This window comes from Yinghuangia seranimata (genome assembly GCF_029953285.1).
Classification (GTDB): domain Bacteria; phylum Actinomycetota; class Actinomycetes; order Streptomycetales; family Streptomycetaceae; genus Yinghuangia; species Yinghuangia seranimata.
In genome coordinates this window covers 40,569-61,946 of the sequence record NZ_JASAOI010000006.1, presented here as the reverse complement: position 1 = coordinate 61,946, position 21,378 = coordinate 40,569, and the positions used below count along the sequence as shown (strand labels likewise).

The 21,378-nt window shown below is 73.8% G+C and carries 12 protein-coding genes and 1 pseudogene; all 13 read right to left on the bottom strand.

Going from position 1 to position 21,378, the window contains the following annotated elements:
- Positions 1–426 precede the first annotated feature (426 nt).
- Positions 427–972 (bottom strand): phage tail protein, encoded by a 546-nt coding sequence (locus QI554_RS03820; RefSeq protein WP_281465803.1) that lies wholly within the window; start codon positions 970–972, stop codon positions 427–429.
- A gap of 5 nt (positions 973–977) precedes the next feature.
- Entirely contained in the window at positions 978–2,930 is a 1,953-nt protein-coding gene (locus QI554_RS03815) for a putative baseplate assembly protein (RefSeq protein WP_281465801.1), read from the bottom strand.
- Positions 2,931–3,043: 113 nt separating this feature from the next.
- Positions 3,044–3,457, bottom strand: a pseudogene (locus tag QI554_RS03810) (GPW/gp25 family protein); the annotation flags it as partial.
- A 3-nt stretch (positions 3,458–3,460) separates the two neighbouring features.
- Positions 3,461–3,742, bottom strand: a complete 282-nt coding sequence (locus QI554_RS03805; protein WP_281465796.1) for a PAAR domain-containing protein — start codon at positions 3,740–3,742, stop codon at positions 3,461–3,463.
- A 142-nt stretch (positions 3,743–3,884) separates the two neighbouring features.
- Positions 3,885–5,735 carry a VgrG-related protein gene (locus QI554_RS03800; protein ID WP_281465794.1) on the bottom strand — a complete coding sequence of 617 codons (1,851 nt, stop codon included), beginning with the start codon at positions 5,733–5,735 and terminating at the stop codon, positions 3,885–3,887.
- Positions 5,736–5,795: 60 nt separating this feature from the next.
- A complete protein-coding gene (locus QI554_RS03795) occupies positions 5,796–6,560 on the bottom strand; it encodes a CIS tube protein (protein ID WP_281465792.1) in 765 nt (254 codons plus the stop codon).
- A gap of 15 nt (positions 6,561–6,575) precedes the next feature.
- A complete protein-coding gene (locus QI554_RS03790; protein WP_281465790.1) occupies positions 6,576–7,007 on the bottom strand; it encodes a phage tail protein in 432 nt (143 codons plus the stop codon).
- A gap of 74 nt (positions 7,008–7,081) precedes the next feature.
- A complete protein-coding gene (locus tag QI554_RS03785) occupies positions 7,082–9,862 on the bottom strand; it encodes a hypothetical protein (RefSeq protein WP_281465788.1) in 2,781 nt (926 codons plus the stop codon).
- A gap of 651 nt (positions 9,863–10,513) precedes the next feature.
- Positions 10,514–10,669, bottom strand: coding sequence for a DUF6760 family protein (locus QI554_RS03780; RefSeq protein ID WP_281465786.1), 156 nt, complete (start codon positions 10,667–10,669; stop codon positions 10,514–10,516).
- Complete coding sequence (locus tag QI554_RS03775) at positions 10,666–11,160, bottom strand: hypothetical protein (protein WP_281465785.1); 495 nt, start codon at positions 11,158–11,160, stop codon at positions 10,666–10,668. Before QI554_RS03775 ends, QI554_RS03780 begins: the two co-directional genes overlap by 4 nt.
- A 7-nt stretch (positions 11,161–11,167) precedes the next feature.
- Complete coding sequence (locus tag QI554_RS03770) at positions 11,168–11,611, bottom strand: phage tail protein (RefSeq protein WP_281465783.1); 444 nt, start codon at positions 11,609–11,611, stop codon at positions 11,168–11,170.
- A 74-nt stretch (positions 11,612–11,685) separates the two neighbouring features.
- Entirely contained in the window at positions 11,686–13,296 is a 1,611-nt protein-coding gene (locus QI554_RS03765; RefSeq protein ID WP_281465781.1) for a phage tail sheath family protein, read from the bottom strand.
- Positions 13,297–13,413: 117 nt separating this feature from the next.
- Positions 13,414–21,369: an eCIS core domain-containing protein gene (locus QI554_RS03760; RefSeq protein ID WP_281465779.1), complete on the bottom strand. Its 7,956-nt coding sequence runs from the start codon at positions 21,367–21,369 to the stop codon at positions 13,414–13,416.
- Positions 21,370–21,378 lie beyond the last annotated feature (9 nt).

Below are 21,378 nucleotides of genomic sequence, written 5' to 3'. Positions count from 1 at the left end.
CCGGTCGTCAAAGGTGGCCGCCCGCCCCACGCTGGGGCCGCAGCCCGGCGACGCAGCGCACCCGATGCGCCTCCACACCGCCTCCCCCTCCCGATAGTTGCCGAGGTTTTAAGCGCGGCCGGGCGGCTGTCAAGGCGCCCCCTCGGACAGCGAACAGGCCACCTGTCGACGACTGATCCACCGCGCCTTGACAGGCGACCGGCCGCGCGGACAATCACAAATCGGGAGGGGGAGGTGGCCACCGCCGACATGCAGGCCGGGGGACGGTGCATGGCAGGAGGTCTCCACGCCGCAACGTGCGAGCCCCACCCCGCAGATGGCGGCTGGCTCGCACGCCGACGGCGCGACGCCGCAGCGGTGCAGGCCAACCTCAGCAGACCTACCTCAGGCCCACCCCCACCCCCCAGCCCAACCCCGCCCCCACACTCAGCCCGCCCCCGCCCCCGCCCCCTCCACCTCCACCACATACCCGCACCCCGCAGGCACGTTCGCCGCGACCACCGCGCGCAGGGCCGCCTCGTCGATGCCCTTCTCGGCGCGCACCCGTACCGTGACCATTGCCACCCCGCTGCCCGGGAGGGCCGCGCCCGGGCGGGCGGACCACGCCGTTCCGCCGCTGTCCTCGATCTCCGCCTCCACCCCGAACGCCACCCGGATCGCGTCCGCCAGTCCGGCCCTGGTGCCCCGTGACCGGTGGAGCCGGACCGCAGAGGCGACGGGTTCGCGGCCGGGGCCGTCGGCGCCGAGCCAGGCTGCCAGCATGGCCACGAAGTCCTCGGGGGCCAGGGCCGGGTCCAGGTAGTCGGCGAGGTTGTCCAGCGTCGTGAGGATCGGCGCCAGCACCTCGTCGAAGGCGGCGGTCAGGCGCTGCGTCAGGTCGTCGTCGGCGTACACGGCCGGGAGTTGGCCGCCCAGCGGGTAGGCGACCGCGAGTCCCGGCAGCGCGCGTCGGCCCCAAGGTGTCTCGTTCACGCCGCTCACCTCGCCGTGACCCGGATCTGGTGCTCGTACGAGAACACCAGCGCGTGCGGCTCCAGGTGGATCCGCTCGGTCGGTTCGCCGCGCTGGCCGGTGACCGGGTCGGCGGGGAACAGCTTCACGCTGTCGATGGTGTCGACGCCGTCGAGGCGTTGCAGTGCCGCGAACACCTCCCCCGCCTGCACGGTCCTCCCGAACGGCCAGCCGTTGCCGTCCGGTCCGCCCGTCAGCGGGTTGAGGTACCGGTACAGCGTGTCGGCCGCCTCCTGCCGCAGCCGCTCCGGCCCCACGCCTGGCTTCCCGTGCAGCGCGGCGACGACGGTGACGCCCTGGTAGTACGGCGGTTCGACGACGAGCCGGGTCCCGACCAGCCGCCGTTCGTCGAGGTGCCGGGCAACGCTGCGCAACAGCTCGTCGGAGCATGCGAGTTGCCCGAACTCCAAACGCCCCGTCCCGTCGTCGTGCGCACGCGGGACGAGCAGCAGCCGCACGCCGCCCGCGTCCGCCCCCGTGTCGGTGGCGACGCAGCGCACGCGGCCCACCCCCGGCGCGGCCTCGCGGGCCAGCTCCTCGAAGTCCGCCGCCGTCACCGCCCGTTGCCCCGACCGCAGCACCAGCGGCCCGCGCACCCGCGCGTTGGCGACGTCCTCCCCGTCGACGCCCCCGACCGCCGGCTGCCGGTTCTCGACGCGGGCGATGTACGGGATCGAGCTGCGCAGCACCGCCAGGGCCCGCGCCGCCACGTTGCCGCGCCGCCCGCCGCCGGTGCGGTACTCCGGTACGCGCAGGGTCGAGCCGCGCGGTGGTGTCGTACCGTGCCGCCGCAGCGTCCCGTCGGGTTCGCGTAGTGCGGGCCCGAACGCGACCTCGCCGGTGGCCCGGTCGACGGTGATGTGCCGGTCGCCTTCCGTCGAGCGCGCGAAGTCCGCTACCTCGTACCAGACTTCGTCGCGGTCGCCGATCGGGACGACGACCCGGAGCGGCTCCTCACCCGCGACCAGCGGCGCCCGGGCCAGCACGAAGCGCTGCCCTGGCACGCCTTCGGAGCGCCCCAGCACCTCGTCGGTCACCCGCTCCGCGTGCACAGCCCGCGTCGTCCCGCCGACGGTGAACGCGATCGCCCCGAGCAGCACCGGACTCGCCGAATACGCCGGCTGACCCGGCAGGTTCGGCACGACGCGGCAGCGCAACCACCCCGCCCGCTTGCGCGCTTCGACCGAGGCCGTGTGCCCCGCCGGGACGTGCACGATGACGTCGCCCGGCCGGTTGAACCCGCCCGACCCGTCCGTCTCCACGTCGCAGGCGGTCCACTCCTCGCCCGTCCACGCCTCCCACACCAGCGGCGGGTTGTCGGGGTTGACGCCGTGCCCGCGCACGGGGAAGTCGAGCCGCAGCGCGACGGCGCACGACGGCACGGCCGTGGACAGCCCGAACAGCACGGCGTCCCCCGGCTGCGGGTGCTCCGGGAAGCACGGCGTGCCCTGCCCGTCGGCGAGTTCGCGGGTGCGGTCGGCGGTCTGCCCGGTCGCGTGGTCGAGTGCCGCCAACTGCACCAACTCGCACGGTGGTACGACCAGTTCCTCCTCGGTCGCGAAGACGACCGCGTCGGTGGTCTCGGTCCGCGCGGTGGCGATCTCGCTGCCCGCGAGCACGGTCACGGCGTGCTGCTGCGGAGCGGACAGCCAGAACGTCACGTCCGTGCGCGCGGCGGCGGGCGGGAACAGCCGTACGCCGACCAGGTCGAGCAGCGCCAGGTGGTTCTTGTCCGGGATCCGGTTGAGCCGGTACACCACCTGGTCGACCATGTGCGCGAACGCCTCGATGAGCGTGACGCCGGGGTCGGACACGTTGTGGTCGGTCCACTCGGGGCAGCGCTGCTGCACGAAGCGCTTGGCCTCGTCGACGAGGTCCTGGAAGCGCCGGTCGTCGAGGTTGGGCTGGGGCAGGGGCATCAGCGGCCGCCTCCTTGCGCGGGGTTCCCGTCGCCGGCGCCACTGTCCCCAGGCAGACCGGGGAGGGCGGGAAGGCCCGGCAGGCCCGGCAGGCCCGGCAGGCCGTTCGGGCCGTCCGGCCCGGCGGCGTCGTGGGCCGGGATGACGTAGAACGGGAAGACGAGGTTGCGCGGGTCGTTGGTGCCCCGCACCGTGTAGCGGATGTCGATGTAGAGCGTCCCCTCGTCGGCGTCGTCGAGGCTCACGGTGACGTCGACCAGGTCGATGCGCGGCTCCCAGCGCTGCAGCGCCAGCCGGACCTCGTACGCGATGAGCCCGGCCGTACCGGCGTCCGCGGGCGCGAACACGTGGTCGTGGATCGCGCAGCCGAACAGCGGCCGCATGGGGCGTTCCCCCGGCGCGGTGCCGAGGATCAGCCGGATGCTCTCCTCGATCTCGCTGCGCCCGGTGGCGAGCGCGATCGCACCTGTGGGGTCGGTGCGGACGGGGAACGCCCAGCCCGCGCCGACGAATCGGTGGCCGGCCACGGCTCAGCCGCCGATCAGGACGGTCGGGCAGCCCATGATGACCGGCGCCCCGCACGCCGCCATGTCGCCGAGCCGGGCCGCGGGCGCGCCGCCGATGAGCACGGTGGGACAGCCGGGCGGCGCGATCGCGCTGGGCGGGTGCACGGCCGGCGGCGGGAACGAGCACACGTGCGGGGTCCCGACCACGGCCGCCGGCATGCCGCCGATGAGCACGGTCGGCACGCCGGGCGGGCCGATGACACCGGGGTGCCCGGTCGGGTCGCCGACCCTGGCTGCGGGAGGCATGGCTGGTCTCCTGTCGTTCGTCTGCTCGTTCGGTCGTTCCGTCGTGGCGCCGTCGCGCCGTTGCGCCGTTCCGCCGTTGCGCCGTTCCGTTGATCGGCGTTGCGGTGTGTCGTCCGGCTGCGCGATTCCCCTTCAGGGCCCGTCAGTTGATCCGCACGATCCCCGCGCTGATCGCCAGCGACGCCCCGCCCTTCAGCTCCGTGCTGGCACTGCCGTTCACCGCCACCGTCGCGCCCTTGACGTCGACCTGCGCCGACGACTTGAGCGCGAGCGTGCCGCCGCCCGCGTCGACGGTCGCGCCGCTTCGCGCGGTCACCTTGACGGACTGGCCGGTCAGTTCGAGGTCGCCCTGCCCGGCGTCGAGGCTGATGCCCTTGCCCTTCACCGTGACCTTGTCCTTGGCCTCGATGACGACGGTGCCGTCGCTGCGCACGACCACCGACGTGCCCTTCTGGTCGAGGTGCACGGTGAGCTTGCCGTCGCCGCTGCTCAGCCGAACTCCCTTGGGCCCGTTGGCGCTGTCGAGCAGCTCCAAGCGGTTGCCGCCGCGGCTGACGAGCGTGCGCCGGTTGACGGCACCGCTGGTCGAGTCGACGAGTGCCACGTCGTGCTGGGACGGCTTGTCGGCGCCGTTGTACAACCCGCCGATCACATACGGGTGTTCGACGCTGCCCTGCTCGAACCCGACGAGCACCTCGTCGCCGACCTCGGGCCCGAACACCCCGCCGCCGCCCTTGCCGCCGAGCCCGGCCGTGCGCGCCCAGTCGCTCACGTAGTCGTCGGACAGCCACGGGAACGCGAGCTTCACCCGGCCGCGTTCCTCCGGGTCGCGGGTGTCGGTGACGGTCGCGTTGGCGACGCCCGGCACCCGGTCGCGCCCCGGCGCCGCGCCGCCGCCGGACGCCAGCCCGTACAGCGACCGGTCGGCGCGGCCGCTGACGGTGAGCCAGGTCTGGTAGCCGGTGTCCGGGTCGAACACGTGCCGGGTGGCGGTGACGGTGTACCGGCCCTCGAAGGGCTCCCCGACGTTGGCGAGCGCAACCGCGCTCCCGGCCCGCAGCCGCGGGATGCCCATGGCGACCGCCTCCACCTCGGCGAACGACGACGCGATCTCGTCGGCCAGCGAGGCCGCCGCGCGGTCGGCCTCGGCCTGCGTGCGGTGCGGCGTGTCCGTCGCGAGGAACGTGGCCTGCCCGAACGGCGTGGCGGTGTCGCCGGGCGTCAGACCGAGGGCCAGCCGGGTGGTCGAGGTCGCGTCGGCGCGCCCCACCACGGCGCGCTTGGCGTGCACGTCCCAGCCCCGCGCCTCGACGCCGGCGACCTGGTCGGACGAGGTGACCGCGAGGTGGCAGCGCAGCAGGTTGCGGCCCATCTCCAGGACGTACGGGCTCGCATCGACCTTCGTGGACGGGTCGGGCGCCGCCGCGGCCCGCGCCGGGGTCCGGAACGTGAACTTCCCGTCGACGACGGCGACCTCGGCACCCGCGCGCACGGCCAACCGCTGCAGGAAGTCCCAGTCGCTGACGCCCGGTTGCACTAGGTGCTGGTACACGGTGGTCGTCGCGTCGACGGTGCCGACGTCGAGGCCGGCACGCCTCGCGACCTTGGAGGCGACGTCCGAGATCGTCATCTGCTGGTAGCCCGCGACGCGGCGGCCCCGGAACAGCCGGTGCGAGTGGTCGAGTCCGCGCACGACGGTGAACGTCCCGGTCGTGTCGAGGTCGATCTCCAGCGCCGTCACCTCGCCCGACACCAGCAGCCGTCGCTCGCTGTCGTCGCCCGCCCGCGCGTACAGCTTCATCGGCGTGCCGATCCTGATGCCCGTCTTGCCGAGCACCAGCCGGTGCGGGTCGCGGAACCGCAGCGCGAACAGGTCGGGCAGGTTGCGGCTGTCGTCGACGTAGGCGGACACCAGGAGTCCGGCGACGTCGGCGGCGAGCGGCTGCCCGGCGGCCTCGACCGTCAGCGTGTTGGTGAACGTCTCTCCGGCCATGCCGAGCGCCTTCCTTGCCGGGTAAGGGACTTGGGAGTACAGGTGCGAGTAACGGACGCATCAGGAACGCGCGGTCAGTTCCTCGGCCCCCGGGATGAGCAGTTCGCTGCCGGGGCGCAGCCGCATCGGGTCGTCGATGTCGTTCGCCTCGGCGATCTCCCGCCACGCGGTGGGGTCGCCGTACTCGCGCCACGCCAGCATCGCGAGCGTGTCGCCGGCCACTGTGCGGTGCACGCGGCGCGCCGACAGCGCCCCCGACGTCGGGTTCTGGCCCGGCATTTCGCCGCTGATCTCCTCCAGCGTGACCTGGCACGTCGCCCGGACCGGCAGGCCTCCGGAGGTGAACAGCGTGTACTTGACCTGCACTTGGCTGACGTACGCGACGAACCCCGTGAGCCCGCCCCAGTGGAAGATCACCCACGGCGGCACGCCTCGCTGCTGGTCGTGACTCTGGTCGGTCGGCACGCAGCACGAGAACAGCTGCTCGACGGACTTCACGACCTTGTCGCCCATGGTGTCGGTCGCGTCGAAGAACATCTCCAGCGTCAGCTTGCTCGGCTCGGTGCCCTTGAACTCGACCGGGCCCGCCCCTTGCACGCCGGTCGCCGGCTTCCGCTGCCACGACGCGGACTTGGCGAGACTCAGCTCCTTGGGGTTGAACTGGAACTCGATCTTGCCGAGGTGCGGCCCGGGTTGGCTCGTGCCGCCGTCGGACGGCGGATGCCGCAGCTCGAGGTAGGCCCGCTCCAGCTTGGCGGTGCGGCCGCCGACCCCCGCGGTACCGCCCCCGGACGCCGCGGTGAAGACCACCGGTGACGAAGACATGTCGCAACCCCTCCCCTACCGGCCGGCTTCGAGGAAGCCGTGGTGCGCGATCTCCAGCGTCTCGGTGGCCACCTTCGGCGTGTCGAGGTTCAGCGACGGGCCCGACCAGCGCACGGGCACCACGCCCATGAGGTTCCAGCACGCGATGACACTGCCGTCCATGCGCATCGCGCTGATCCGGCCGGTCTTGCGCGTCACGCCCGACGTCATCCCGGCGATCCAGCGCGTGACCCGCATGCTGTCGCGCGTGACCGGGCGCGTCAGCTTGATCGTCGAGTACTTGATACGGGACGGGAACTGCCACACGAAGCCGTTGTTGCCGCCCTCCTCGCGCTGCTCCATGACGACTTCGCAGCCCAGGCCCTCGCAGCTGTTGAAGGCACCCAGGCTGAGGTCGTCGATCTGCACCATGAAGCAGACGCTGACGGCGGGGTCCTCGAACTCCATCCGTGCCTCCTTCTGTTCGGGTCCTTCGCGGGGTGCGGGCGGTGCGGGACGTACGGCGTGGGCGTGCGCGCGGGTCAGTGCCTGATGTCCAGGCGGCGTCCGCCGCGCTCGCGTTCCAGGCGCAGTTCGGCGCGCAGCAGGCGGCTGAGCGGGGCGACGAGACGACGGACGAGTTCGTCCGTGCTCTCCGGCGACGCCGCCGTGGTCGGGGGCGGCTGGGCGGCGGCGGACGGGGTGGCGGGCGAGCCGACCGGGAGTGGGTGGGCCGGGGTCGCGGCTGCGACGAAGCTTTGCGCGGCGGGTGGTTCGGGCTGTCCTCCGGCGCCGGCCGAACGGGCGCCGTCGGCGGGAGGCGAGGGCGGGACGGCGGCGGGCTGCACGTGCGACACCGTCGTCTCGGGCTCCGGGCGACGGAACACCCGTTGTACAGGCGGCAGTCCGGTCGGGGCAGTCGTCACCGGGTCGGCGAACCTGACCGATCCGTCCGGCTCACGCGTGCCGATGCCGTGTGCGATCGCCAACGAGGCGGGGTCGGAGAGCGGTTCGGGTCGCGGCGAAGCGGACGAGGTGACTGCCCGCTGCACGGACGCCGATCCGGACGCGGGACCGGCGGTCGAGGCCGGGGCTGACCCCGCGCGCCAGGTGACCGGGACAGGCGCGGGGGCGAGCGGCGTCGCGTCCATGCCGGACGACCCGCTGGGACCGTCGTGCCCGAGCGCCGGCGCGGTCGGCGTGGGGGCGGCGCGCAGGTCGAGACCGCGGCTGCCGACGAGGCCGGCGACGGCGTCGGGCGTGGCGGCGCGTTGGACGAACCCAACGGCCGAGCTTGCACCCACGCGGGGCTCCGACGAGCCGTCGGCGCTGTGGCCGAGCTGCGGCATGCCGCTGCTCGTTGCCGCGTTCGTGGCGCCCGTCGGGCTCACCGCGCGCTGGACGGCCACAGCGCCGACCGGCATTACGGGTGCGGATGTGAACGCGTGCGCGCCGGAGCCAAGGCCTTGCGCGGATGCCGGGACCGACCCGGCTGCGGGATCGGAGGCATACGACGACGTCGCCGTGCCCCCGCGGTCGCCGGATGCGCCGGGTACAGCGGACGACGGCAAGCCCGGCCGTTCGCCGAGCAGCGGAGCCGTGGACACGCTCGCGGAGGTGGCGGAGGTGGCGGAGGTGGCGGATGAGGTATGAGCGGACAGGCCTGCGTCCGACGACCCGACGGACGTGGCCGCGGAGTCGGCGCCGGAGGACGGAATCCGCTGCACAGGCAGGTCGCCTCCGCCGGCGGCCCGCGCCACCATGCCCGCACGCTCGCCGAGCGACGACGCCGAGAGCGAACCTGCGGAGTCCCCCGCAGGCGGGTCGGCAGCGCGGACGGGCCGACCCGCGTCCGCGCCCGACGACCCGCCCCGGGGGTCCGACGGAGCCGCGGCGCGCTGTACCGCCGCGAGCCCCGCGGACGTGGACCCGCCGCCGGGCGGCAGCAGCGGGGCCAGGCTCGAGGTTTCGACCGAGGGCACGGAGTCGGCCGCCGACGCGCCCTGGCCCCCGCTCGGGGCGACGAGGCCGTGCCGGTCACCGAGCAAGGGCGCCGTCGGTGCCTGGAGTCCCGCCGACAAGACGGAGGTTCCGCCCGGCGGAGGCGTGTCGGCGTCGGATGCCATGCCGGCCCCGGGGTCGACCGTGCCGGACAGCGGCGACGCCGAGGGCAGGCTGCGCCCCTTCCCCGCGGGCTCCGCGGAACCACGGCCGGGCCGACCCGCCTTGGTCCCCGACAGGCCACTGCGGCCGCCTCCTGCGTCGGCCGGAGCCGCAGCGCGTTGCACGACTGCGGACCCGCCGGACGCGGACGCGGACAGGTTGCCGCCACCGGTCGGCCCTTCGCCGCCGACCGGCCCCACGAGGTCCTGCCGGTCACCCAGCAGCGGTGCCGTCAACGACCCGGGCGCGTCGCCCGCGACACGCCCAGAGCCCGCGCCCGGGCGGGACGCGTCCCTGCCCGCCGAGCCGCCGCTACTACCGTGCGCGCCGGTCGGCGCGACGGCCCCGGCGTCGGCCGTGCCGTCGCTCGCGGACAGGTCCCCGAGACCCAGGCGTTCGCCGAGCAACGGCACAGAGGGCAGAGCGGTCCGGCCCCCAGGGGTGTCCATGCTCGACGGCCCTCCGCCGTCGATGTCGGCCGAGGACGCAGCGGCGGCACGCTGCACGGCCGCGAGCCCTGCGACCGAGGAGCCGTGCTCCGTTGTGCCCCCGCCGGCAGCCGAGGCCGAGCCCGACGCGGCCGCGGAGCGCTGCACCGCGGCGGGCAGCGTCGGTGCGGGCGGCGTGGGCATACGCGGCGTGCCTGCCGTGTCGCCCATACCAAGGTCGAGCGCACCGGGCAGCGGCGAAGCCGCCCGTTCGCCGAGCAACGGCGCTGTACGCGAACCCCCTTCCGTGCCCGCCGCGTTCGTGGTGCCGGTGCCGCCTGCCGCCGCGTCGGAGAGACCGGTGTCGTGAGCGCCCGGCTCCGGTGTGGCGGCCCGCTGAACCGGGCTCGGCAGCGTCGTCGGCAGCGGCGCGCCGAGACCGGGCTTACGCGCGGGGCTCGCGGCACGCGGCGGGCCCGCCGTGCGCTGTACCGGCAGTTCGCCGGACGACGGCAGCGGCGCACCCAGCCCGAGTCGGCGGGGCGGGTCGGCGAAGGCCCCGTCACCGCTGCCCTGACCCGCGGTGCCGGTTCGTACCGGCGACGAGTCCGCGGCCTCCGACGGCAGCCGCTGCACCGTGGCGGAGCCGACCTCCGGTGCGGTGTCCGTGTGCGCGAGACGCCGTAGGTCGGGACCGTCGCCGACAGTGGGTGCGGCGTCGTGCACGTCCACCGGCGCTGGTTCCGCCACCGACGCGGGCGTCCTGTCAGGCGCACCGCCGACGACGCCGGACCACGCCCGAGGCACATCGAACTCGCCCGCCGTGGACGCCGATTCCGAACCCGGAACGACCGCGACCGTCCGTACGGGGAGCGGCACCGTCGAGGCTGTCGTCAAGGGCGCGGAGGGCGCGACAGGTTGCGACGTCCCCGCATGCGCGCGCTGCACCCGGGCGCTCGTCGAGGGCGGCGCGGACCGCGTAGGCGGATCCGGGAGATCAGTCGAAGCCTGCTGCGCACGGGTATGCCCACCCGAGCTCTGCCCGCCCGCGACCGGCACCACATCGGCGACCCCGTGCACCACTCCGCCCGGCGCCCCCGCATGCACCGCGTGGCCCAACGGTGCGAGGAACGACGGGTCCTGCCACGACGTCAGCTCGCCGCGGAACGTGTCCGGCGCGCTGACCAGCCGGGGCTCGCTCAGCGTCCTTTGAACCGGCGGCAGTTGCGTCCACGCTGGGGCGGAGCGAACCACAGCGGGCCCGGCCTCCGCAGGAGCGGTCGGCACACCGACCGCGGGCTCATGGCCCTCGTCGCCCGCCGATCCGGCCGTCCCGTGGTCTCCGCCCCGCCACCGCGCGAGCCGGTCGCGCATGCCCATGCGTCAGCGCCCCGAGGCACGGGTGTTCAGCCGGGCGATCTGCTCGACGTAGCGCAGCCGCTCGGAGTGCTCGAGGTCCAGGATGTCGTCCATTCCCCAGTGGAAGTGGTAGGCCACGTACGCGACTTCCTCGTACAGCCGGTCGGTCGCGTACGTCACGATTCCCCCAGGCGCCCGCCGGCGAGGTCGATCGCGAAGTCCGCGGCGCAGGACGGGCAGGTCACCTGTGCGCGGGTGTGCCCCTCGGCGTTGATGCGGCGGTAGAAGTCCTGCAGGAACGCCAGGTCCGACGCGAACAGGTCCTCGATGACCCCGGCGTGCACGTCGGTGACCTCGCCGATCCGCATGACGACGCGGCCGAGCAGCACCACGGACAGGTAGGCCGGGTTCTCGCGGACCCGGTCGTCGCGCAGCGGGACCAGTTCGTCCCGTGCGGTGGCCAGGCGCATGACGCCGGTGCGGTGCACGCGGCCGGCCTCGTCGACGTACCCGCGCGGGAGTTCGAAGGCGAACTCGGTGCGCATGGTCTCGTGTTCGTCCCGTCGGCCGGACGACGGGGCCGCCGCGGCGAACGACGGGGCCAACGGCGGGGCGTCCGCCGCGCCCGGGTCGGGCGCGGCGGCGGCGAGCGGAGAGTGCTGTCGTCGCATCAGGGCCTCACGCGACGTGCATCTCTTCGTACGTGATCACCAGCTTCTCGGTGAGCACGCTGGTGTCGCCGGCCTTCAGCGAGCCGATCTCCAGGCTCTTCGGCCAGGCGTTGACGAACGTGTAGCGCTTGATCGCCTTGCCCTCGTAGTCGAAGACGATGATCGCACCGCCCTTGCGGGCGTTGGCCATCTGACCGAACCGCGACGCCTTGATCCACTTCTCGAAGCCGTCGTCGCTGGTGAGGCCCCGGGTCAGGGTGACCTCGCCGGCCTTGGGGCGGCCGGGGAGCTTCTTGATGACGTACTTGCCGTCGGCGGTGTTCTGCTTGAGCTCGATGACGTCCTGCTCCATCTTGAGCCCGGACACCTCGTTGATCTGCTTGATGACGACACCGTCGAACTCGAGGCCGAAGGAGTGGCCTACCGAGGTGTCCATGTCGGGAAGCGCCATGCGCGGCTACCTGCCTTCCTGGGGAGCCTGGGGGATGCTGCGGGGGTGCGGGCGGAGTGCGGCAGGGCCGCGGGTCACTCGTTCACCAGGCTCGTGCCGCCGGAGAACTGCGCCAGCCGGAAGATCACGAACTCGGCCGGCTTGACCGGCGCGACGCCGATCTCGCACACCACCTGGCCCGCGTCGATGCCCTCGGCCGGGTTCGTCTCGCGGTCGCACTTGACGTAGAAGGCCTCGTCGGGGCTCAGCCCGAACAGCGCGCCCTTGCGCCACTCGTTGACGAGGAACGCCGAGATGGTGCGGCGGATACGCGCCCACAGGGCGTCGTCGTTCGGCTCGAACACCACCCACTGGGTGCCGACCAGGATCGACTCCTCCAGGTAGTTGAACAGCCGGCGGACGTTCAGGTAGCGCCACGACGGATCCGACGACAGGGTGCGCGCGCCCCACACCCGGATGCCGCGCCCGGGGAACGCCCGCAGGCAGTTGACGCCGATCGGGTTCAGCAGGTCGTGCTCGGCCTTGGTCAGCTGGACGGCCAAGTCCACCGCGCCACGCACCACTTCGTTCGCGGGCGCCTTGTGCACGCCGCGGCTCTCGTCGTTGCGCGCCCAGATGCCGGCGACCGCGCCGCTCGGCGGCACGAAGCGGTTGCGTCCGGTGGTCGGGTCCGCGACCTTCGCCCACGGGTAGTACAGGGCCGCGTACTTCGAGTCGTAGCCGGCGCCGACCATGCGCCACTCCTTGACCTGCTGCGGCGACAGCTCCGGCAGCGGGTCGATGATGGCGACGCGGTTCCCCATCAGTTCGCAGTGCGCGATCATCGCGAGCTGCACGGCCTTGACACCCTCGGCGTCCAACGTGCCGTGCTCGTACGCGCTCATCAGGTCGGGCACCGCGAGCATCGTGATCTCGTCGATGGCCTCGAGGCCGGCGAAGCCGGTGCGGTCGTCGGCACTGCCGACGTACTGCGCGGGCGTCACGTCCGCGGCGGGCACGACGGCGCCGACGAGCGCCGCGGCGGCCGGGACGGCCACCGACTGGTTCTCGGGACGCGCGAGCGCGGCCGCGGGCGCGGCCTCCTCGACCACGATCAGGCGGGAGCGTTCGCGGACCACGGTCACCACGTAGTTGCGCTGGCCGCGCTTCGCCGAGACGTCGAACGACTCCGCGGGCTGGCCGCCGCGCTTGACCACGAGGGTGAAGGCGTCCTCGGCGGGGGTGTCCCCTGACGCGTCCGCGACCTCGACGGTGAGCTCACCGGAGGCGGCACCGTCCAGGGGACCGACCTGGAACCCGCCGAGCGCGGCGCGCGGGCCGGCCGGGAGCGCGCTCGCTCCGCCGCCCTTGCCGCGCTTGCCGCCGGGCGCGGCGCCGCCCGCCGCGTTCCCGGCGGGGAGCGCGGCGGCCTCGTCGGCGGCCGGGGCGCCGATGCGGACGACGTAGCAGGAGCCACCGCCGTTGAGGAAGTAGGCGTACACCGCGTGCGCGAGGTACGTCCCCTCGACGAAGTCACCGAAGGCCTGGGTGTACTGGCTCCAGTTGGTCACCAACGTCGGTGTGTCGAACGGGCCGTCGGCGGCGAACCCGACGAACGCGGCCACCGCCGTGCCGACGCCCTCGATCGGGCGGGACCCCGCCTCGACCTCCTCGACGTACACCCCCGGCGAAAGGTACGACGGCATGCTGCTCCTCCCACGGCCCCGACTGGTCAGTGACCAGCCTCCGACAGGCTGCGGGCGGTGTTGAGGGCTGCGGGGGCCCCGGCGAGGGAACCCCGCGATGCCCGAACGGGCAGGTCGTCAGGGGCAGGAGGCCATGTAGGCCTGCACGGCGGGGTCGGCTTCGATGAGTGCCCTGAGCTCGGCCATGCGCTCGGCCGACACCTGTTCGCGGCGGTTCATCACGCGCGCGTCGTCCTCGATGAGCGCCGCGGCGATGGTCCGCTCGTGGTTGATGTTGACCTGTTCCATGTAATCGGCCATGTTCTGGTTGAGGCCGCCGACGACGGGCTCCAGTACGACGCCCGCCATGAAGTCGTCGAACGCGATCTGCTCCGGCGTCCGGTTGGGATTCCGGGCGCGTTCCAGGGCATCGGCCCGGTGCTGCCGCTGGCGCTCGGCCGTCCCCTGCAAGGTCTGGCCGATGTACACCCGGCCGGGGAACCTCGGGTTGGTGCCCCGGTAGATCAGGATGGGGCCGAAGGGGTAGACGGCGATGGGTGCACCGTTGTGGACCAGCGCCCCGGGCCCCACGAAGTAGTTGTGGATCGTGTCCACCGCGAGGTTGTACGTCGTCACGGGCTCGGTGTCGTGGACCTCGTGGGCTTCGACCGGGGTCGGCTCGCCGTCCGGAAGCAGGAGCTTCTCTCCGACGGTGAGTTCGACGGCCGGAACCCAGTCGTCGCGGTCGACGGACCAGAACCGGTGGTCCCTGGTGGACCGGACGAGCCGGCCTCGGACGCGGAGGTGCACGAGGGCGGCCGTCGTACTCCGTCCCAGGTTCCGCAGCGTCGAGACGGTTGCGCGGTCGCGCCCGAAGTCCCATACCAGGACGGGGTCGCCCGGGGTGAGCGAGTCGATGCGCTTGCGGGTCGCGGGCCCGGTCCAGACCAGCGTCTCGCCGGTGAAGCAGGGGATGATGTCGGTGCCCGGGACGGTCACACGCTCGAGCGCGCCCGTTTCGCCGAGGGCCCGGAGGACGCGCCCACGCTGGGTCAGCTCGTTGGTGAGCCGGCCGCGCTCGACCTGGAGACCGCGGATCTTGTCGGCGAGATTGCGGATTGCCTGGTTGAGCCCGGCCAACTTGCGTCCGTTCGCCGCAGTCTGGTTCCGGATATCGCGACACAGCTCTTTCAGCGCGTCCCGCTTCGCCTCCGTGGCGGCCTTCTCCCGGTTGGCCGCGTCGAGGTCTGCCTGGTTCTCCGCCAACGCCTCCTGGCACTGCTGCCTGGCCGCCTCCTGCTCGGCCCTGATCTCCTCGGGCGTCTTGGGCTGCCTCGGCTCCGGCGGCGCTTCAGCGGGAGGCTCGGCCGAGGCGGGCTCAGCGGACGGCGGTTCGGTGGACGGCGGTTCGGTGCTCGGCGGTTCGGTGGACGACGGTTCGGTGCTCGGCGGTTCGTTGCTCGGGAAGTCCACGAGCATGTCCAGCGGGACCTCGTGCGGCGGCTCCGTGCCTGGCGGCTCGGTGCTGCGCGGTTCGGTGCTCGGCGGCTCGGTGCTGGGGAAGTCCGCGAGCTCGCCCCAGTCGACGTCGTTGCCCGACGAACCTGCGTGCTCCGACGGCCCCGGCAACTCGACTACGTGGCCCTGGGCGGCCGGGTTGCCGCCGTTGTTCTGGGGGCCGCCCTCGCCGGCCATGGCCCTCGGCTGGTCGGACAGGCCTCCCGGGATGACCTCGAAGGGGTGTCCGTTCGGGTTGTTCGGGTTCAGCGGCTGGAGGTCGTAGCCTTCGGCGCCGACGGCCTGCTTCATCGGGACGGCTTCGGTCCCGGGGACCGCGTTGTCGTTGGCGGCGGTCTGGCCACCGGGCAGCTCGCTGAGGTCCGTCAGATCGAACGAGGCGTTGTCGTTGGCGGCGCCCGGGTTCGGCAGGTCGGTCAGGTCCGGCGAGGCGTTGTCGTTGGCCGCGTGTTGGGCGTCGGGCAGTTCCACGGGTTCGAGCGCGTGCGGCGGTTCGACCGCGGGTGGGGTCGGCTCCACGGTGTGGGGCGTCGGTTCGATCGGGTGGGGAGCCGTCTCCGGCGCGGCGTGGGGCGGGGCCGCTTCGGCCGCCGCCGCAGGGGCCGCCGGTTCAGGCGCGCCGCCGCCCGAAGGTCCGTGACCCAGGCCGGAGTACTGCATGGCGCCGCCCATCGCCGCGCCCATGGCCGCACCTTGGGCCGCGCCGTGGCCCGCGCCCGACACGATGACCCCCAGCGGGTTGGGGTTGTGCCAGGTGTCCTCGTGCAGCATCGCCCCGGCCGCGCCGCTGACGGCGCCGCCCATGGCGCCTTCGATCGCGCCCTGGAGCGCCGCCTTCGCGGTAGGGGTGAGCGCGCCGCTCTGTGCCGCCTGGCGCAGGATGCCGAACGCCGGCGCCTCCATCAGCGACTTGAGGATCGCCTCCCCCGTCCCGGCGGTCGCGCCCGCGACGACGGCGTCGACGAGGCCTTGGGCGAGGTCGGTCGCGAGGTCCTCGTTGCCGTAGGCGTCGCCCTTGGTCATCGACCGGACGGCTATCCCGGCCGCCGCCGACGCGACCGCGCCCAGGACCGCCGCGGTCGTCGCCGTCGTGACGCCGAGCGTGCCGGCCAGGGACGCGATCCCGGCCGCGACCGCGGGCGCGGCCGTACCGGCGCTGAGCACGGCCACGGTGATGCCCACCACCGTCGCGGCGACCATCGCCCCGGTGTCCGCGATGGTGTCGACGGCCTCGCGGTGTGCCTCGATGTCGAGTTCGCCGTACCCGGCCAGCCGGTCGAAGCGTTCGAGAGCGGCGGCGACCTTCGCGGGGTCCTGCGGGTTCTCGTGGAGCGCGCGCTGGTAGGCCTCGTAGGCGTCCTGGGCGTCGTGCGCGGACTGCTGGAGGTTCGCCTCCTCGGTGTCGTCGAACAGGTCGCCGATGACGCCGGTGCCGTGCTCGGTCTCCCACTCGGCGCGCTGGGCCAGGTAGGCGGCGCGTTCCTCGGGGGTCTTGGAGCCGTTGAGCATGGCGTCGGCGTCGGCCAGGTCGCGGCCGTCGAGGTCGCCGTGCAGGTCCTCGACGAGCGTACGGCCGGTGAGCCGGTAGTACTCGGCCTTGATCGCCTCGATCTCCTCGCGCGACTTGCCGCGCAGGACCTCGCGGATGGCGGCCTCGTTGGTGCCCAGGCCCTCGATGGCGTAGCGGAGCTTCTGCGCGGGGCTGAGGTCGCCGGACTGCTGGACGAGGGCGTGGGCCTCGTTCTTCGACACGCCCTGGAAGTCGTGCTCGATGAAGTTGTCGAAGGCGCCCGGGCCTTCGGTCCCCTGCATGTTGGTGTCGAACGTCGTGTGCAGCGCGTTCATGTTGGCCTGCGCGGCCGCTGTGATGGCGGCCTTGACCTGCGGGTCGTCCTCGAGGTGGGCGAGCCGTTCGGCGCGTTGCGCGGGCGTCAGGGTGGGGTCGCGCTGGATCGCCGCGCGGGCGTCGCGCAGCACGTCGGCCTTGGCGCGGTCGTACTGGTGGCGCAGGATCGCGTTGGCGTGGTCGTCGTCGGTGTACGTCGACTCGTGCTCGATCTGGAGCTGGGCGGCGTCCATCTCGGTCTGGTTGTTGTGCATCTCGCCGAGCGCGAGGTTGAGTTCGCCGTGGTCCGGGTTGTCGCCGCCGTCGGTGAGCTCGTCGGTGATGGCGGCTTCGAGGGCGCCGTCGCCGCCGCCGTGCTGCACGCCGTACCGCTCGGCGACCAGGCGGTTGCGGCGCAGGATCTCGGCGTTCATCTCGGCGGTGGTCATGCCGGTGGCCTGCGCCTGGGCCTCGACCTCGGCGCGGATGCGGGCGTACGCGGCGTGGATGGCAACCTCGTCGGTGCCGGGCCCGTCCATGGCGTTGGCCAGGTGGTAGGCGTCGGCGCCCTCGGCGTCGCCGTTCAGCAGGGCGTGGGCCTCGCCGGCCTCGTTGCCGCTGAGGTCGTCGTCGAGGTCGGCGACCAGCTCGACGCCGTACTTCTCGCGGTAGGCGATGATGATCGCGTCGCGCTCGGCGGCGGTCTTGCCACGCAAAGTCGCCATGATCTGCGCGGTGTTGGTGCCCAGGCCGTCGACGGCGTCGTGCAGGCTGGCGACGGCGGACGCGACGGGGTCGCCCGACATCATCGCGTCGGCGCGCTCTTTCTCCGTGCCCGAGAGCTCGCTCGTCAGCGCTTCGTCGAGCGACGCGCCGTTGTTCATCGACGCGTACATCTTGCGGATGGCGGCGATCTGCAGGGGCGTGTGCCCGCCGAGCGCCGCGAAGAGCTGCTCCTCCTTGGTGCCGAGGCCGCGCATCGAGCTGACGAGCTGGTTGACGGTGGCGCGGGCGTTGAACCCGGGGCTCTGCGCCTGGCCCAGCACGTTGAGGTCGTCGGCGCCGAGCGTCGCGATCGCCTGCTGCTCCAGCGACTTGGCGATGTCCGGCACGCGGCGGTCCTTCAGGCGGGACACCAGCATCTGCGCCACCGTGGTGATCGGGTCACCGCCGCCGGACAGCAGGAACCTTTGGACGAGCCGGAGTTGGTCGGCGGTCAGCCGGGACCGCTCTTCCTCGCTCATCTGCTGGATGCTGGTGATGCCCTGTTCGCGCAGCCTGGCCAGCAGCGCGAAGTCCCCCGCGACCTCGTTCCTGGTCTGGGTGGCGCGCTGCTCCTGCCATGCGGCGGTGTCCGACTTCGCGCCTTGCGCCCAGTCGTGGAAGCTGTCGAGCAGGCGCTCCCACCAGCTGCGCTCACGGCCCTGCTGGGCGGCCGCCCAGTCCCGGATCTGGTCGCGGGCGCCTTCCTTGCGGCTCTGCAACGCCCCGGTCAGCCGCGTGACTTCGGCGTTCGCGTCGCGTTTGAGGGCGGCGGCACGGGCGTCGACGTTCTGGCACTGCGTGTCCACCCAGGCGTGCGCCTTACGGGCGTTGATCTGCGCCTCGGTGTCGGCCTCGCTGCCGGTGAGGATGCGGCGCGCCTCGGCGTCCCCCTGCCTGCGGTACGCGGCGCGCTGGAGGCCGGCGACGCGGTCCAGTTCGGTTCCGCGGGCCTCCCCGGCGGCGCGGAACGCGGCGGCGCCGGCGCTCACCGCGGAGTCCAGGGCGCCGAGGTAGGTGTCCCGTTTGGCGTTGATGGCGGCCGCGTCGGGGGTGCCCTGGGCGGCGGCCTGGCGGCTCTCGATGTGCGCGTCCGCCGCGGCCCGGGCGCCGTCCACGGACTGGAGCTGCTGCTGCTCGCGGTCGCCGACCTGGGTGTGCGCGGTCGCCGCCGCCGACGAGACCTGGTCGGTCGCGGCGACGGTCTGCTGGCTGGCGTTCGCCTGATGCGCGGCCACGGCGGCCGTCATCGCCTGGGTGGCCCCGGCGGCGGTACGGGCGGCCCCCTCCAACTCACCGTTGATCGCCGAGAGCTGGTCGGGCAGGAGCTGCGCGGCGGCGGGCGTGAGGGCGGCGACGCGCTTGCCGGGGTCCAGGCGTTCGCGCCCGGCGTCGACGAACTGCTGGGCGTACTCGGACGCGTGCGCCTTGACGGTGCCGAGCACCTCGCCGATCTGCGCGCCCTGTGCGGGAGTCGGCGCGGGCGGCGCGGGCGGCTGCGAGATGACTGTCTGCTGGCCCGCCGTCCCCGTGGCCGCCGCGGGCGGGGTCACGTTGGTGACCTGGCTGGACACCTGGTCCGCGGCGGGGTCGACACAGACCGGGGCGGCGTCGACGTGACTGGCCTGCGCGGCGGCGTTGCTCGACGTCGCGGGCGTGAGCGCACCCCCGCCGCCACCCCCGCCGCCGTGGCCCGTCGGGCCGAACGACGGCATCGGCACCATGGCCGGGAACGTCTGGTCGCTGAGCCGAGCGGCGGCGGCAGTTCGCACGCCCGCGATCGTCCTGTCCGGCACGGAGGTGTCCAACGTGCTCTGACGCGGCGGCTCAGCGGGAGGTGCCGGCACCCGGGCCGACGCCTCGGCGGCGAAGTCCGGCTGTCGGGCCCGCCGATCGGCATCGACGGCCGAGGCCTGAGCGGTGAGGTCCGCCCCGGCGGTGGCGGGCACGGCGGGCGCTGCGACGGCGGTGGTGGCGCCCTGGATGGACGTGTGCCAGGCGGCCAGGGGATCGCCCCCGGCGGGCGTGGCCGACCCGACAGCGGGCGCGCCACCGGCGGGCGCGGGGCCGTGAGCGGAGGCGGCACCGCCAAGGGGGTGGTGCGCGGCGCCTCCGGCGGTGGGGTGCGAGCCGGCAGCCCCGCCGGGATGGGCAGCGGGGTGCGAGGCGGAGGACGCGGCGTGCGGACCGGGCGAGGCAGGCGGGACGGGCGGGGCCGGGTGGTGAGTGCCGCCGGACGGGGCGTGGCCGCCGGCGGGTGCGGAAGGCTCGATCTCGGACAGGCCGCCGGGGAGTTCGCCAGACGACTGAGGGGGCGCGTGAGTCCCGCTTGCGGGCGCGGCGGGAGTGTGCGCGGACGTAGGGGACGCGTGCGAGGCGCCGGACGCACCGGTGTGCGGCGCTGCGGCGTGCAAGGACGAGGGAGACGCGTGTGAGCTGTCGGCCGTGCCGCTGCTGTTGGCGATGGTCGAAGCCGCGTGCGGGCTACTGGAAGGGCCGCCACTGTGCGCGCCTGCTGCCGGGCCTTCAGTCTCGATCTCGACGAGCTCGTCAACGGTGGTGGAAGGGCTGCTGAGCGCGGTCGGCGCGCCGGAGGCGGCATGCGGCGTAACGTTCGCCGCCGTCGCAGTCGTCTGCGACGCGGAGTGGCCGACCGGCGTCTCGGGCTCGATCTCGACGCTGTCGAGGACTTCGCCGACGTGAGGCGCCACGGCGCTCACGGACGCCGGCGCGGCGGATACGCCCGACGCGGACCCGCTGGACGACGCGAGGCCGCCCGAGACACCCCCGAGCCCGCCCGAACCAGGCAACGCAGCCAGACCGTGCGCCGGAGCCGCGAGCGTGTCGGCTGACGGGACACCTGCGGCCGAAGCCCCGCCGTAGAGCGCGAGGCCGCTTTGCGCACCACCGTGCGCCGCGACCAACCCGGCGTGCCCGACCGACGCCAGGGGGTGCGAGACGCCCTGTCCGAGCGATGCCGCGGGCGTCGACTCGGCGACGTCGTCGAGGACTTCGCCGACGTGAGACAGCTGCGACGCCGCGCCGACAGCCGCCGTCGCAGCCGATGCGCCTGCGGCAGCGCGCGCCCCGCCGCCAGGTGCCAGAGCGCCCAGAGCGCTGCCGGCCGCCGCCGTGTGCACCGCAGCCGACAGGCCGTACTGCGGGCTGGGCCCACCCGGCTCGCTCGTGACGAGGTCGTCCAACATGGCGGCTGCCGCTCCCGCAGCGTCTGCGGGTAGGCCGACGGTATGGCCGGCCGCCACTGCGAGGGCGGTTCCCGAGCCGTCGGGCACGGCGTCGTGTCCGGCCGGTTCCGGTTCCGAAACCGCGGGCACGCCTGTGTCGTTCGCGGCGCCCAGCCCCTTCGCCGTACCCTCACCCGGCCCGTCGGACGTCGTCTCCGTCGCCGAGCCGCCAGGCGCGTGCAGCGTTCCCACCGTCGAAGCGCCGGGGGCCTCCTTGACCGCTCTCTCCGCCGTCGCGACCGCCTCGCGTTCGAAACGGTCTCCCGGGTCGCTCAGTGCGACCCCACCACCCGTGTCCGTCCCGTCGACCGGGCCGCCGCGTTGCTGCACAACGTGCGTGAGCTCGTGCGCCAGCGTCGTCTTGCCGCCGTCCGAGCCCGGGTCGAACGCGCCGTGTTGGAACACCACGTGCTCGCCGGTCGTGTACGCCGTCGCGTCCAGCGACTCCGCCGAGGCGTGTGCGTCGGCGCCCGTATGGACACGTACGTCGCCGAAGTCGTGCCCGAGCCGGTCCTCCATCTCGGCCCGCACGCCCGCCGCCAGCGGTTCGCCCGCCGTCCCGACGACGTCCTGCACCGTCGGGGGGTTCAGTGCGGCCTCGACCGCCGCGTTGCCGACCGTCTGCTGCATCGCGAGCAGTTCGGCCGCGTCGGCGGGCAGGGCGGCGAGGTCGGCGTCCACGGCGGGTCGCAGCGCCGGGTGGGGGTTGGCCACGCCCAAGGCGGCCAGGTCGAGTTCGCGCACCGGGATCCG